This window comes from Alistipes intestinihominis, from assembly GCF_040095975.1.
GTDB classification, from domain to species: Bacteria; Bacteroidota; Bacteroidia; order Bacteroidales; family Rikenellaceae; genus Alistipes; species Alistipes senegalensis.
The window spans coordinates 111,002-124,916 of record NZ_JBBMFL010000012.1 but is presented as its reverse complement, the minus strand read 5'-3'; the positions used below and the strand labels follow the sequence as shown (position 1 = coordinate 124,916).

Here is a 13,915-nt window from a genome sequence, read left to right as displayed (position 1 = left end):
GAGAACACGCCGGTGAAATATGCGGACGCGGCAAATCTCACGATCGTTAACAAAGCCCAACCGGGAGGTTCGGCATTCCAGCGTATCGAGGTGGCCCGCTACCCCGAGCTGACCCCGACGGTCACGCGATATTACCGCTACTCCACGGGGCTGGCCGTGGCGTTCCGCACCGACAGCCGCAACATCCGCGCCCGGTGGACCACCGTCAACCAACTCCCCGGAGCCAATTCGACGCTCATCGCACAGCGCGGGCTCGACCTCTACATCCGCCGCGACGGCAAATGGGTCTTCGCCGGGGTCGGGGTGCCGAACCGATCCGGAACGCAGCACGAAGCCCCCGTCGTCGAACACATGGATACGACGATGAAGGAGTGCCTGCTCTACCTCCCGCTGCACGACGAAATCGCCGCCCTCGAAATCGGGACCGACGAAGGTGCGCGGCTGGAAGCCGCTCCCGACCCCTTCCGTCACCGGATCGTGGTGATCGGGTCGAGCATCACGCACGGCACCTCGGCGAGCCGTCCGGGAATGGCCTACGCCGCACGACTGGGCCGCGCGCTGGGATTCGGATTCGTCAACCTCGGGGCCAGCGGACAATGCAAGCTCGACACGTTCTTCGCGCGCATCGCCGCGGAGACCCGGGCCGATGCCTTCGTGTTCGACGTTTTTTCGAATCCGTCGCCGCAGCAGATCGAAGAGCGTCTGGAAGGATTCGTCCGGCGCATCCGCGAAAGCCACCCCGCGACGCCGCTGATCTTCCTCCAGACGGAGGTGCGCGAAAGCGGGAACTTCGACCTGAAAAAACACGCTTTCGAAGCCGACAAGCGCGAAGCCGCCCGGAAAGGGATGGAGAAACTCCTCGAAAGGGACGAAAACATCTATTTCATAGACCCCGGCATAGATCTGGGAGACGACCACGAGGCGACCGTCGATGGCGTACACCCCACGGACCTCGGGTTCGAACGGATGCTGGACGCGCTGACGCCCCGCATCGCCCGCATACTCCGGAAATACGGCATCGAGTAGTCCGGGCGACGGAGAACGGCGGCAAAAAAATCGTATCTTTGTCTTGGAATCCAAAATCGGACAGCTATGATCGAACCCCTCTACCAGCCGTCGCCGTCGCGTTACGAAAACGGCATGATTTTCCGCCGCGCCGGGCGCAGCGGCGTGCAGCTGCCGGCCCTGTCGCTGGGCATGTGGCACAATTTCGGCAGCGAGCAGACCTTCTCCAAAGTGCAGGAGATGGCCCACTACGCCTTCGACCGCGGGATCGTGCACTTCGACCTGGCGAACAACTACGGCCCGGCCTACGGAACCGCCGAGGAGAATTTCGGACGCCTGATGGAGCGGTCGTTCCGCCCCTACCGCGACGAGATGTTCATCGCCACCAAGGCCGGATACGACATGTGGCCGGGGCCCTACGGCAACTGGGGTTCGCGCAAATACCTCATGGCGAGCCTCGACCAGAGCCTGCGGCGCATGAAGCTCGACTATGCGGACGTTTTCTATTCGCACCGCTACGATCCCGAAACGCCGCTCGAAGAGACGCTTCAGGCCCTGGTGGACATCGTGCGCAGCGGCAAGGCGCTGTACGCCGGGCTGTCGCGCTACCCGCTCGCGGCGGAGCGTTTCGCATTCCGCTACCTGGCCGAGCGCGACGTGCCGTGCCTGCTGTTTCAGGACAAATACAACATTTTCAACCGCGAGCCCGCGACATCGGGCGTGCTGTCGCTGGCCGCCGAGTCGGGCGCAGGGTTCGCGGCCTTCTCGCCGCTGGCGCAGGGGCTTCTGACCGGGCGCTACCTCAACGGCATTCCGCAGGATTCGCGCATGGCCGAGGGGCGTTCGCTGCGGCGCGACGTGCTGACCGACGCGATGCTGGCCCGCATCCGCGGCCTCGACGACCTCGCCCGGCAGCGCGGGCAGACGCTGGCCGAAATGGCGCTGGCGTGGCTGCTGCACGACAGCCGCGTGACGACGGTCATCATCGGAGCCAGCTCGACGGCCCAGATCGCAGACAACCTGCGGGCGTTGGAGAACACGGCCTTTTCCGACGAGGAACTGGCGCGGATCGACGCGCTCTCGCGGGGATGACCCCGGCATGGAAAAGAGAGGTCCGCTTTCTTCGGAAAGCGGACCTTTTCGCGTTACGGCGGCAGGATTACTTTTCGGGTTTCTGCCCGATGTAGAAAACATATCCGTAGTCCGTTCCGTGGGCGCAGTAGTGTTCGATCTCCTCCCGCATCAGCGTGGCCATGCGGACCGCAGCCGGACTGTGGCCCTGCTCTTCCAGAAAGTCGGGGATGCGCGCGGCCACCGCAGCGTAGTAATTCTGCATCCAGCAATGCTGCGGCAGCACGAAATGCGCCAGCGGAACGTATCCGGCCTTTTCGAGGATGCGCACCTTGGCCGCAGGGGTGCCGATGTCCGGGAAATTCTCCCGGATGTACGCCGTCTCCGGCAACCGCGAGGGCGCGAGCCACGAGCACTCGGTGACGGCGATCACGCCCCCGGGTTTGAGGAACCGCCGCCACTCGGTAAGCCCCCTCTCGAAGCCGATGTTGTAGATCGACCCCTCGGCCCAGATGAGGTCCAGCTCTTCGTCGCCGAAGGGCAGTTCGTCCATCGACCCGACGAGGGCCGTGACCTTTTCGCTCAGCCCTGTGCGCTTCATCCGTGCGCGAAGCTCCTCGATCATTCCGGGCAGCAGGTCCACGGCCGTGATCGTGCCGTCGAGGTGCCGGGCGAGCACTTCGGTCTGCCGCCCCGTACCGCAGCCGATGTCGGCGACGCGGAGTCCGGGACCAGTCGCCGGGAGGAACCCCAAAGCCCGGATGGTTTGTTCGTCGCCGCCGGGGCCCTGCCGGTCGAGAGCGCGGAAAAAATCGGCGATGAGGGTCAAATCGAATTCGAAGATCGGTTCTTTGTTTTCGTTGTTCATAATCGGGAATATTCGGGCCGTCCGTCGGACGGCTGAAACAATGTTTCGGTCCCGCAAGATAGTTCTTCGAAACGGAACCGCCAAATCCGTCCGCACGAAAACGCCGGACCTTCGTACAAGGCCCGGCGCTTCCGGTGAGGCGTCACCCGACGGGTGTCAGAACGAGATGCCGACACGTATGCCGAAATTGTTGATGTTGTTGATCGAGTAAGTCAGCACATCGCCGCTGTTGGTGGCGTAGCTGTAATAGAGCGCCACGTGGAAACCCAGCCGGTAGTCGGGGCGCGGGAAGATCGACACGCCGATCTCCGGCGACATGAAGAATCCCCATGTGTCGGTGTACTGCTTGACGACATAGTAGTAAGACGACATTTCGGCGTAGCTGGCGCCCAGCTTCAGGCCGGCATAGGGTTGGAATACGCTGTCGGTAAGCCAGTTGTAACGTCCCGTAACGCCGAACGGCAGTTGGAACAGGGCGTGTTTCTGGTTGGTGGTCAGCGCCGAGCCGCCGCCCAGATCGAGCGTCTGACGCGAAATGCTTTGCAGATTGGTCTGGTAGGAGATGAACGGACCCACGGTGATGGCCGGCGTCACGAAGTAACCGCCTTCGAAGTTCATGCCCCAGCCCGAGGTCTTGTCGGCGAAATCGGCGCCCAGAGGCACGCCCACCTGCCAGTCGATGTTGATGTAGGTCTTGGGGAACAACTGCGCCTTGCCCGGCAGGGCCGCGGCAAGCATAACGGCGCAGATAGCGATGGTTTTGAAGTATTTCGATGTTTTCATAATCGGACGAATTTTTTGCTGTTAAACTATTTTGCCAGATAAGGCGACTGCTCGAAAGCCTGCTCCACGCCGGCGATCGTGCGCTGCCGGTTGAGTTCCGCATCGGAAGTCAGCAGACCGCCGATGAAACTGTCCCACACGACGGGCAGTTTCTTGTTGCTCTCCCGATCGGCTTCGAGGTCCAGCATCTCCAACAGCAGCGAACCGGCCGTGTATCCGTAATAAACGCTGTAAGGGTAGTGCCAGCCGACCCAGTCGCCCCAGTATCCGGGAGCCCAGTAGTAGGGGTAGTACCACCACCAGTAGGGATAGTCGTAGCCTACGAAGTAGGTCACTTTCCGGACGTAGCTGAGCTGGATGCCCACGTTGGCGGCATCCTTGTCGTCGGTGCGGGTGTATCCGGCGGCGTTCATCTTGCCGGCGACCGTGCCGATGATCTCCAGGGCGTCGGCGTCTTTCCAGTATTCGGTTTTGTCGCTGTTCCCGATCACCAGAATACTGTCGGGGAGGTAGTAAGTGTCGATGGCGGCGAAATCGGTGTCGGTGTCGTGGGCTGTGTAGACCAGATAATCCCGGTGAAGGTCCGATGTCGAAGGCTCCTTCTGACACGCGCAGAACGCAACTGCAATGAGTGCGAACGCAAAGTAACGTAATTTTTTGACGTTCATGGTTGTTTAATTTTTTTGGTTTGCTGTCCCGACCATCGTTTCAAATTCCGTTCCCCGCGCGCGGGTTTCCCGGCGCAGGGCCCGAATCGCGCATAAAGAAACCGTTTTCGAAGCACGAAAAACCGGGACTCCCGTCGTGGGAGCCCCGGTCGTTCCGGCGGCGAATATCTCTCAGAACCCGAACGTCTTGCGAGGCAATCAGGGATTCAACCCCAATGCAGCGACATACGTGTCATTCGGACGGCAATTCGCAAATTTGCAGTTCTCGAGGTAAATATCGAGCACGCGGCGCATCTCGGACTGGTTCGGACGAGCTTCACGGATGAATCCGTATTCGGAACGGTCGGCCGCCAGGAAATCGCAGATCTTCTGCCAGCCTTCGGGCATCGGCACGCTCACAAACGACGGCCGGGCATCGAGCCGCTTGTAAGTCCAGAAAGTCCACCCGATGTTCATCTCGTCGAGCGCCCTGCGGAAATTCCCGACCCACTCGTCGGTATTCTCGCCGGTTTCGCCCATATACATCGGGCATTGCGACTTGTCGCGGAAAGCCGCGAAGCCTTTGAGCGAATTGACCGAAGGCGGACACTTGTAGATATGGCACGTGAAGATCAGATTGTCATCGAAGGTCCAGTCGTCGTAAACCTTGAAATTCGTGTTCCACTGCGCTCCGGCGAGGATCAGAATGTGGCGGGAATCCACCTCGCGGATAGCCTTGGCCGTCCGGATCATCAACGGCTGGAGTTCGGCGTTCAGCTCCTCCTTGTCCTCGAAATAGTGGGCGATCGGTTCGTTCATCAGGTCGTAGCCGAGGATCGTGGGTTCGTCCGCATAACGGGCCGCAATGCCGCGCCAGACGGCGATGAAGCGTTCCTGCATCTCCGGACTGCGGAACAGCCACGGATAACCGTACGAATCGTCGATGTTGTCGCCGGTCTGCCCGCCCGGACAGTCGTGCATGTCGAGAATCAACCGCAGCCCGGCGTCGCGGCACCACTCCACAACGCGGTCCACGAGGGCGAAGCCCTCCTCGGGATCATGCAGCCCGAGATACTCCTCCGCGGTGAAAAGTTTGTAGTGGAACGGCAGACGCACGGTCGTGGCTCCGGTCGAAGCGATGTAATCTATATCCTCGCGTGTGATGTAGTTCTCGCGGAACGTACGCCAGAAACGCTCCATATAGGCCGGACCGACCAGCTGGCACAGACCTTCATGGATGCGGCGCGGCGAATTGGCGCTTTTGGGAAACTGAAAGAGGTAACCCTCGGGATTGAGCCAGTGTCCGAGGTTGGTGCCCCGGATTTCGAAACGGTTCCCGTTCCCATCGACCAGATTCACGCCGTCGGTGCGGATGAAATCCGGCGAACCGCCGGCACGGCCGGCACATGCCGCACAGCACAGCGCGGCGAGAGAGAGGATGAGATGTTTGAAAATTGCGATCATCTTTTCGTTTTGTAATAATCTTGAAGTACGTAGAATGCCTGCTTGCGTTCGCCGCGGTCGGAGATGACCCCCTTGCGGTTGAAGCCGTCCTGCGTCTGGGGCAGCAGCCGGCGCGCCGAACGGAAATCTTTGAGCACCCAGGGCGAAATGCCCGAAACCGGCGGCATCCGCTCTTCGATCATCCGCAGCGTCTTGCGATAGAGGTCGGCTTGGTACTCCTCGGTCCAGATCTCCGTGGCTTCACCGCGCTTGCCGTAAGGGGCGCCGCCGCCGAACTCCGAGATCATGACCGGCTTCTCGTAGTCGATCTCCCAGCGCACGCGGTCGATCTTTTCGTTCGTCCCGTCGTACCAGCCCACATACTCGTTCAGGCTGATGATGTCTACATATTCGTTCATGTTATCCTGCACGGAGAGCACCTCCGGGCTTTTGTCGTTGCGCTCCATCGCCATCGAGATCAGACGGGTCGGGTCCTTTTCGCGGGCATAGGCGGCCAGCGACGAGAGGAACCGGTCGCGGGCGTCGCCGTGGGGCGTTTCGTTGGCGATCGACCAGATAATGACGTTGCAGCGGTTCTGGTCGCGTTCGATCATCTCGTCGAGCTGGTTCAGGGCATTGGCGTAAACATCCTCGCGCTCCCAGAGAATCGTCCAGTAAACCGGAATCTCGCTCCACACGAGCAGTCCCATCCGTTCGGCCTCGCGCACCATCTGTTCGTTGTGCGGATAATGGGCCAGACGAACGTAGTTGCAGCCCAGTTCCCTGGCCCAGCCGAGCAGCGTGCGGTCCTCCTCGACCTTGGCGATGCGCCCGTTGCGGAATGCCGCCTCCTCGTGGATCGAAATGCCGCGCAGGAAGATCGGTTTTCCATTGAGCAGTATTTCGCGGCCGCGGGTCTCGATGGTGCGGAATCCGATCTCGTCCTCCACCCGGTCGTCGTCCGATGCGATTTCGACGGCATAGAGTTTCGGGGATTCGGGCGACCAGAGACCGATCCGGGCGCGCTTTTCGAACCGGGCGACCCCGTCGGCGTCGGTCGTTCCCCGAAGGTCGATTTTCAGTTCGGGAATCGCAAATCCGACATGCTGCCCGGCCTCCTTCCCGTTCATGCGCACAACAGCCTCGACGGTGTCGGTCGTACCGGGTTTCAGCCGCACGGTGTAACTCTCGACAAAGCGTTCGGGAACCGACACCAACATCACGTCGCGCGTGATGCCGCCGTAGTTGAACCAGTCGCAGATAATGGTCGGCACGCGTTCGGGCAGCCGTTTGTTGTCCACGGCCACCACCAGCGTATTCTCCCCGTCGCGGAGCAGGTCCGTCACATCGAAATTGAACGGCGTATAGCCGCCTTCGTGGTCGCCGACATGCTCCCCGTTCAAAAAGACATGGGTGAGGTAGTTCGAAGCCCCGAAATAGAGGTACTGCCGTTTTCCGGCCTCGCGGACAGCCGGGAACTTATGGCGCAGCCAGACCATCCCTTCGTAGTGGAAGAGCTGATACACCTGCGTATTCCAGTCGCCGGGAACGGCCATCACGGGCGAAAGGTCGAAGTCGTACTCCTTCCACGCAGTAACGTTGTCCACCTGCTTGTCCTTGAAGAAACCGTTGGGATCGGGTCGCCGGCGGTAGTCGTAGTAACCGGTTTCGAGCGGATCGGCGAAATAGTTCCAATAGCCGTTCAGCGACCGGATTTCGCGCCCGTAGACATGCTGGATCAGCGGATCGAGCCCTTCGGTGCGCTGTCCGTAGGCAAGAGAGGCCGACAGCAGGGCTGCCAGGATCAGGATTTTTTTCATGCGGTTCGTGCAGTTTATTGATTTTTAAGCCGAATATCGTCGTTGGGTTCGAGCGTGGCGTAATATTCGCCCAGCGAGGTGATCCGCTCGTCGTCGCCGAAAAAGCGCGAGGTGATCAGGCCGATCATCGTCGGCGAAGCACACCCGAACCACGAGTAGCGGAACACCTCGTTCATCCCCTCGTAGGCCGGCAGCAGCACCTTCATCTGATCGAGTACGCGGCTCTCGGTGTAACTGTTGTAGCCGTTGTTCTTGGCATTGTCGTCGCGCGGCGCGAACTCGGTGATCCAGATTTTCTTGCCGAATTTATTATAAACGTCGCGGATCACCGACTGGTAGTTCTGGGTTCCGATGCCCGCATACATGTGCACGGCGACGTAATCGCAGCGCAGTCCCCGCTGCGCGACGCCGGCCATAAATTCGTCGAGCCAGGCCCGCGTGGGGTACGACGGGGCCGGACTTACGAGTTTGATGCGGCTGTCGAGGTTTTGACAAAGAAATTCCCACTTTTCGAGAGCATCGGAGACACTCATGTTCGACTCCTCTTTCAGATCGGGTTCGTTGAATCCCAACACATAGAAAACCCGCCCCTCTTCATAGAGTTTGTTGATCTTGTCGCAGTTGTCCTTGGTGACCGACGAGGCACCCCAGAACATCGGCACGAACTCCGCGCCCTCGACCGTATTGCTCGGATCGAGCCCCCAGGTGTAATACCAGTTGGCCTTCAGATAGACGAGTTTCTGTCCGAAATCCAGCGTGTTGGTGCTTTGGCAGACGCCGCGTTTGGCCTTCGTGGCCCCGGTCGTTCCGCCCTCGGGTTTGTTGATGTCCTCGGGCAGGTCCGAGATCATCTGCTCTTTGGTGCACGCCGTGACGGCGCACACCAGAGCAATGAGGATAAACAGTATCTTTTTCATAATCAGTCTTCTTATTCTCGGTTAGTTAGTTGATTTTCACGGCATCGTCGCAGCCCGTCTTCTGCAATTTCGGGGCTGACGCCGCAGCGTCCCAGGTCCATACCGATGCGAAGTCATAGCCGAGGCTTTCGAACAACGCCTGCGTCGGCTCCTGCTCGACGCCGTCCTGGCCATAGGTATCGGTATCCAGTGCGACGTAAGCCGACGCATCGGCATAGGAGACATTCCAACGGTAATTGGACGTAGCGGTAATATCGCCCGACGCCGTACCGTAAATGGCAAACCCTCCGGTCTGGATCGTGGTGGCGATCACGGCGCAACCGGTCGTCTTCGGAGTATTGCCGTTCTTGATGTTCACGATACCGGCCGTATAGGAAGTGCCCTTCGGACCTCCCGTCACACGCGCCCCGCAGACCACGCAGCGTTCAACGTCACCCTTGACGGCAGCCGAGATTCCGGCCGCAGCAGCCGTACTGGAAGACGACACGCTGATCGCCTGCACCGAGCCGCCGACATAGCAGTCGCGGACCGAACAACATACGCCGCCGATGCCGCCCACAGCGTTTCCGCCGCTGACGCTTCCCGTAAAGGCACTCTTCTCGATGGTGATGCCGCCGACGTAATCGCCGCTGACGGTCGATCCCTGCAAAGCGCCGAAAATACCGCCGATCATATTCGAACCCTCACCGGACATCTTCACTTCGGCAGTCACCAGACATCCTTTGATAATATCCTTCGAATTTTGGTTCGTATTGGTTTTGCGACCCAGAATACCGCCCAGCTTCGTGCCGGAAATCGTTCCGGAAATCGAGCCTTCGACCGTCGAGTAGGACATCGTGACACCGTTCGAAGCCTTGATGACACCGACCAGACCTCCGGTCGCAAAATTCGAATTGGTGGTCATTGTGACATTCACATAGCAGTTATTGATGACGGACGAACCCTGCGCCTGTCCGGCAATGGCTCCGAAGCCCGTATCGGCTGACGATGCACCCGATTCCGCCGACAGCGTACCCGTCACGGCCACTCCTTCGACATGTCCGTCGAGCAGGTTGGCCACGGCTCCGCAGGCGCTCTTTCCGGCAGAGATATTCACACCGGAGAACTTCACGTTCTTCACCGCACCCGTAAGCGTCGCAACGAAAGGCGCCGTCAGCCCCTCGACCGTATGTCCGTCGCCGTCGAGCGAGCCCGAGAACGAGGGAATGGTCTCCCAGTCGGAAACGGCGATGTCCTCCGTCAGTTTCACGTGGGCCGCCGGATAGGTGTGCAGCGTCGCGGTGAACTGATCGGCGTCGATCACCACGTAGGGATCGCCCTCGATGCCCGAACCGCTTTCGTACATATTTTTCGACGAAACCGCAATGGTGTGCACCGTCGAAGTCACCCGGTCGCCGAGCGACACGCTGAACGTGACATCTCCACCGGAAAAATCGGCCTCCTTGGTGACGGTGAAGTTCCCCGAAGCGTCGTCGTAGCTCCACGACGTGCCGGTCGCACCCGGATCGAAAGTCACCGTCGCGCCCTTGGTCACGAGTCCCAGCGATTCGGTGGCCGAATCCAAGCCCATCGTGATGTTGACAGCCGCGGGAACCGTACCGAACTCGATCACCCGGGCATCCCGGCCCGCACCCGAAGCGACGGATGCGGCGACGAAATTCTCCCCTCTGACCGTGACGGCCGAAACATCGGCCGAAAGAGAAGCCTCGCTTTCGGCAGCGAGCGCCGAGACGTAATTACGGCCCGTGACACTGCCGTCGAGCGTCAGGTTCGTGACCTCGGCACCCGCACCGACACGGGCGAAAAGGGCGACATAATCCTCCGCCGGACGGTCGAGCGCCAGCGTGATCTTGCGGCCGTTGCCGTCGAGCGAACCCGTGAAGGGCTGCGCCTCGGTGCCGGCGGGCGTCCAGTTATTGTCGAGAACAATATCCGAAGCGAGGCGGAAAGCCTTGTCGAATCCGTAGCCGATCTTTTCGAGTTCCGCGGCGGAGGTGACCTCATAGGGAGCGTCGGCCGTACCTTCTCCGGCTGCGAAAGCGCTGACGCGGATCTTGCACACCTGCGGCGGACGGGCGCCGAACGAGGCGGTCAACTCCACCTCGCCGCCGAGGAAATTGGCGGCAGGAGTGAACGTGACGGTACCTTCGCCGGTCGCCGGGTCCGAAACCACGTTGACACGCAGCCCGTCGGGCGTCGTGCCCGATTCGACGACCGCGGCCATCGTCGGGCTGACGGTGAAAGCGATGGTTTCGGGAGCGGTCAGACCCGTGAGCGGCGTGCGGTCGATCTCGAATTCGATCGTCCCCGACGGGTCCACATCCTCCAGCACGGCGATTTCGACGCTCGAAAGATAGGTCTTGGCCCGGTATTCGACGTTGAGTTGCAGGAACGAGGTTTCGAGCAGCAGGGGCGTACCCTTGACGGCCACCGTCGCTTCACCCGCTCCCGACACGAGCGTCACCTCCTGCGCGTCGATGCGCAGGCCGTTGGTTTCGGGGGCACTGATGCGCGCCGTGCCTCCCTTGGCGTTCTCGTAGGGAATCTTTATGCGGCAGAGGTCGTTCGCTTCGACGCCCTGCACGTAGCTGCCTTCCGCGAGGCAGTTGGCCGTGTCGATAACCAGTTCATCGAGGTAGTAGGACGAAGCGTCGTCGTCCGAACATCCCGCGGCCAGCGCGGCGGCACAAAGGATATAAAGCAGTTTTTTCATAATGTCAATCGGTTTTGCGGGTTAATCCTTCGACCAGATCCACTCGATCGGATCGTTGTTCGACGCCGTTTCCCTGGTGCGCAGCAACAGCTGGCGCAGCGACAGTTTGCCGTCGATCGTTGACCACATGAAAATCTTCATATGGGTCTCCGAGATGGCCCGGACCTCGTACTGCGTATTCCAGCCGCAGAAATAGAAGAGGTAGCCGCCGTGACCGGCATTGGTCGAGGGGAAAGAGATGTAATAGCGCCCTCCCGTCTGCGAAAGGCTCCAACCCATGTTCGAAGGCGGCGTACAGGCGACGATGTAGTCGTTCGTCGAGGCCAGGTTATAGGCCGTCGCGCTCCATGCCCCGTCGTTGTAAAGCTCCATAGCAGGGGTCATGTTGTTCAGCGTCGAACTCTTGCCGTTGTTCACATAGCCGAAAGCCTGGCCGCGTTCGCTGTTGAGGATGAAGGTCGCCTCGTCGTCGTAGAGCTCGCAGCCGGCCTTTCCGTTCGGGCTGACGCCCCACCAGCGGTCGCTCACGTTGTTGGGATTGAACAGGCCGATATGGTCCTGACGCTCGGCATCGAGCATCCAGGTCTTGCCCTCGCCGCCGATCTCTCCGGCGATGTAGGTGTACATCGGATCGTTCAGCAGGAAGAGGTTTTCCGTCGTCACGGAGAGTTTCACCGAAACGTCGTTCGTGCGCCCGTTGTCGCCGTAGGCTTTCAACGAGATCGTATAATCGCCCGGAAAGGGGTATTCGGCCGTTACCGAATTGACGCCCGAAGCGGTGTTGCCGTTGCCGAGGTCCCAGAATCCGATCACGTCGGTGCGGTTCGTGCGCAGCAGATAGGTGTTCTGCACTTCACCGGGCGTCACGACGATTTTCAGGTCGGAGACACGTCCGTCGGGCAGTTCGGGGCGCTCGTCGATCGTGCACCCCACGGCCGCGAACGCGATGGTCAGTATGCTGATTATCTTTTTCATGGAAAGTTCGTTTTGAAAGTTAGTAGCCGGGGTTCTGCACCAGCGAATTGCGCGACTGGGTGATCTCATACTGCGGGATCGGCAGCAGGCCGCGGCGCGTCCTGTCCCACGTGACGGCGAATTCGCCCTCCTCGCCGTTGGTCAGGACACTGGCTGCGTAGGTATCGCCCTGACGCAGAACATCCCAATAGCGATGGCCTTCGAGGGCCAGTTCGAGCAGGCGTTCATCGAGAATCTTGTTCAGCGTCAATTCTCCGGCATTGCCGGCCGACCCGGCGCCCAGCGCACGTTCGCGCACCTTGGCGTAATATCCGAACGCCTTGCTCTGCGAGCCGTAGCGGAACTCCATTTCGGCAGCCATCAGCAGCACGTCCGTCCAGCGGATCGAGGGATAATTGTTCGGATAGTTCAGCTCACGCGACCCCGACGAGGCATTGTTGGCCGTCAGCGGCGTAAACTTGCGGCAGAAATAGCCCGTGTTCTGGAACCCTTCCGTGTATTTCAGCCCTTCGCCGTCGTTGTCGCCCTCGGCGGCATTGGCATTGATGAGCGTCGCCCAGCGGCGCGGGTCGGCGGGATCGTAGGCGTCGAAAAGGCGCTTGTCCACCGGAGCGAACGACCAGCCGGCGGCATAAGGCGAGGCAACGTCGCGGATGCCCCACAGAATCACGGCCTGATTGCCCATACAACCCTCGCGGTTGCTCCAATCGCCCCACTTCGAAAGGGCCGAATACTGGATGGTGAAGACCTCCTCCGAACAGTTTTTGTTCGAGACGTTCCACAGCGGGGAGACGCCGCTCGCCGTATCTTTCGCATAGGCATTGGCCAGGAACGAGTAGTTGCCGCTGTCGGCCACCTCCTCGATCATGCGGATCATCTCCTCCGCGGAGACTCCGGGCAGCTCCTGCCGACCGTAATACCCCGTATAATAGAGCCATACGCGGCAGAGCAGGGCTTTGGCGGCGTCGAGCGTGGCGCGGCCCTTGTCCGCGGAGTCGAACTGGTTGGCGGCCTCGGTCATCGCCGGAGAACCGTCGGCGCGCTTCATTCCGATAGCCGTCAGCAGGTCGGTGGCGATCTGTTCGTAGACAGCGGCGGGCTCCGCCTGTTTCTGGGCGAAATCGGCCGGGGTGAGCGGCGTGAGGATCAGCGGCACGTTGCCGAACAGACGCACGAGATCGAAATAGTAGTAAGCCCGCAGGAAATGTCCCTCGGCCTTGTACATGGCACGCAGGTCCTCATCTTCGAACGCGGCGCCGTCGATCTTCTCGAAAAACTTGTTGCAACGGTAAATGCCGGTGTAGTATTTGTGCCACAGGGCTTCGGGATAGAGGTCCGAAACCAGCATCGTGAAGCGGTCGAGGCGGCTGGTCTGCACGGCGTCGTTGGCACTGGCGCCTCCGGCGTAGCAGCAGTCCCCGAGGATCTCGCTGACCACCTCGAACGCACAGTTCTGCGCGCCGCCGCTGACAGCCTTGGGGGCGCTCCAGGTCAGCACGTTGTAAGCCGAGGTGAGCGACTGGTACATGTCCTTGGACGATCGGTAAAAGTTGTCTTCGACATCGTTCATCGGCGGCGTGAGGTCGAGCAGCGAGTTGCAGGCCCCGCCTCCGAGACACATCAGGCCCGCAGCGACGATCGAATAAATTCCGGTATGTTTCATAACAGTTGTT

At 60.5% G+C, this 13,915-nt stretch carries 11 protein-coding genes; 2 read left to right on the top strand and 9 right to left on the bottom strand.

Annotated elements, in window-relative coordinates; translation table 11 throughout:
* Together WMO46_RS10830 and WMO46_RS10825 are read left to right on the top strand one after the other, a co-directional pair.
* The coding region (locus WMO46_RS10830; protein ID WP_349094350.1) for an SGNH/GDSL hydrolase family protein at window positions 1-1,026 on the top strand (1,026 nt) is incomplete at its 5' end.
* Window positions 1,027-1,092: 66 nt separating this feature from the next.
* Window positions 1,093-2,097 carry an aldo/keto reductase gene (locus WMO46_RS10825; protein WP_349094349.1) on the top strand — a complete coding sequence of 335 codons (1,005 nt, stop codon included), beginning with the start codon at window positions 1,093-1,095 and terminating at the stop codon, window positions 2,095-2,097.
* Between the two features lie 67 nt (window positions 2,098-2,164).
* Here the strand turns inward: WMO46_RS10825 and WMO46_RS10820 are convergent, their stop codons facing one another.
* The 9 genes from WMO46_RS10820 to WMO46_RS10780 form a co-directional block, all read right to left on the bottom strand.
* Complete coding sequence (locus WMO46_RS10820) at window positions 2,165-2,944, bottom strand: class I SAM-dependent methyltransferase (protein ID WP_349094348.1); 780 nt, start codon at window positions 2,942-2,944, stop codon at window positions 2,165-2,167.
* A gap of 156 nt (window positions 2,945-3,100) precedes the next feature.
* Window positions 3,101-3,727: an outer membrane beta-barrel protein gene (locus tag WMO46_RS10815; protein WP_129651019.1), complete on the bottom strand. Its 627-nt coding sequence runs from the start codon at window positions 3,725-3,727 to the stop codon at window positions 3,101-3,103.
* Window positions 3,728-3,753: 26 nt separating this feature from the next.
* Entirely contained in the window at window positions 3,754-4,395 is a 642-nt protein-coding gene (locus tag WMO46_RS10810; protein ID WP_019151947.1) for a DUF4136 domain-containing protein, read from the bottom strand.
* Window positions 4,396-4,593: 198 nt separating this feature from the next.
* Window positions 4,594-5,838: a glycoside hydrolase family 5 protein gene (locus WMO46_RS10805; protein WP_349094347.1), complete on the bottom strand. Its 1,245-nt coding sequence runs from the start codon at window positions 5,836-5,838 to the stop codon at window positions 4,594-4,596.
* On the bottom strand, window positions 5,835-7,637 hold the full coding sequence (locus tag WMO46_RS10800) for a glycoside hydrolase family 2 protein (RefSeq protein WP_349094346.1): 1,803 nt from the start codon (window positions 7,635-7,637) through the stop codon (window positions 5,835-5,837). The genes WMO46_RS10805 and WMO46_RS10800 overlap by 4 nt, the downstream gene beginning before the upstream one ends.
* A 14-nt stretch (window positions 7,638-7,651) precedes the next feature.
* The gene (locus WMO46_RS10795) at window positions 7,652-8,554 is read right to left on the bottom strand and encodes a glycosyl hydrolase (RefSeq protein ID WP_349094345.1); all 903 of its coding nucleotides are present in this window, start codon (window positions 8,552-8,554) and stop codon (window positions 7,652-7,654) included.
* 25 nt (window positions 8,555-8,579) lie between these two features.
* Complete coding sequence (locus WMO46_RS10790; protein WP_349094344.1) at window positions 8,580-11,267, bottom strand: autotransporter outer membrane beta-barrel domain-containing protein; 2,688 nt, start codon at window positions 11,265-11,267, stop codon at window positions 8,580-8,582.
* A gap of 21 nt (window positions 11,268-11,288) precedes the next feature.
* Window positions 11,289-12,242 carry a PKD domain-containing protein gene (locus tag WMO46_RS10785; RefSeq protein WP_019151942.1) on the bottom strand — a complete coding sequence of 318 codons (954 nt, stop codon included), beginning with the start codon at window positions 12,240-12,242 and terminating at the stop codon, window positions 11,289-11,291.
* 19 nt (window positions 12,243-12,261) lie between these two features.
* Complete coding sequence (locus WMO46_RS10780) at window positions 12,262-13,905, bottom strand: RagB/SusD family nutrient uptake outer membrane protein (protein ID WP_195497130.1); 1,644 nt, start codon at window positions 13,903-13,905, stop codon at window positions 12,262-12,264.
* Window positions 13,906-13,915: the final 10 nt, after the last annotated feature.

What these genes read in the sequence shown, in the direction of transcription:
- WMO46_RS10825 (WP_349094349.1), top strand. Translation starts at nt 1,093, where the DNA reads ATGATCGAACCCCTCTACCAGCCGTCGCCGTCGCGTTACGAAAACGGC.
- WMO46_RS10820 (WP_349094348.1), bottom strand. Translation starts at nt 2,944, where the DNA reads ATGAACAACGAAAACAAAGAACCGATCTTCGAATTCGATTTGACCCTC.
- WMO46_RS10815 (WP_129651019.1), bottom strand. Translation starts at nt 3,727, where the DNA reads ATGAAAACATCGAAATACTTCAAAACCATCGCTATCTGCGCCGTTATG.
- WMO46_RS10810 (WP_019151947.1), bottom strand. Translation starts at nt 4,395, where the DNA reads ATGAACGTCAAAAAATTACGTTACTTTGCGTTCGCACTCATTGCAGTT.
- WMO46_RS10805 (WP_349094347.1), bottom strand. Translation starts at nt 5,838, where the DNA reads ATGATCGCAATTTTCAAACATCTCATCCTCTCTCTCGCCGCGCTGTGC.
- WMO46_RS10800 (WP_349094346.1), bottom strand. Translation starts at nt 7,637, where the DNA reads ATGAAAAAAATCCTGATCCTGGCAGCCCTGCTGTCGGCCTCTCTTGCC.
- WMO46_RS10795 (WP_349094345.1), bottom strand. Translation starts at nt 8,554, where the DNA reads ATGAAAAAGATACTGTTTATCCTCATTGCTCTGGTGTGCGCCGTCACG.
- WMO46_RS10790 (WP_349094344.1), bottom strand. Translation starts at nt 11,267, where the DNA reads ATGAAAAAACTGCTTTATATCCTTTGTGCCGCCGCGCTGGCCGCGGGA.
- WMO46_RS10785 (WP_019151942.1), bottom strand. Translation starts at nt 12,242, where the DNA reads ATGAAAAAGATAATCAGCATACTGACCATCGCGTTCGCGGCCGTGGGG.
- WMO46_RS10780 (WP_195497130.1), bottom strand. Translation starts at nt 13,905, where the DNA reads ATGAAACATACCGGAATTTATTCGATCGTCGCTGCGGGCCTGATGTGT.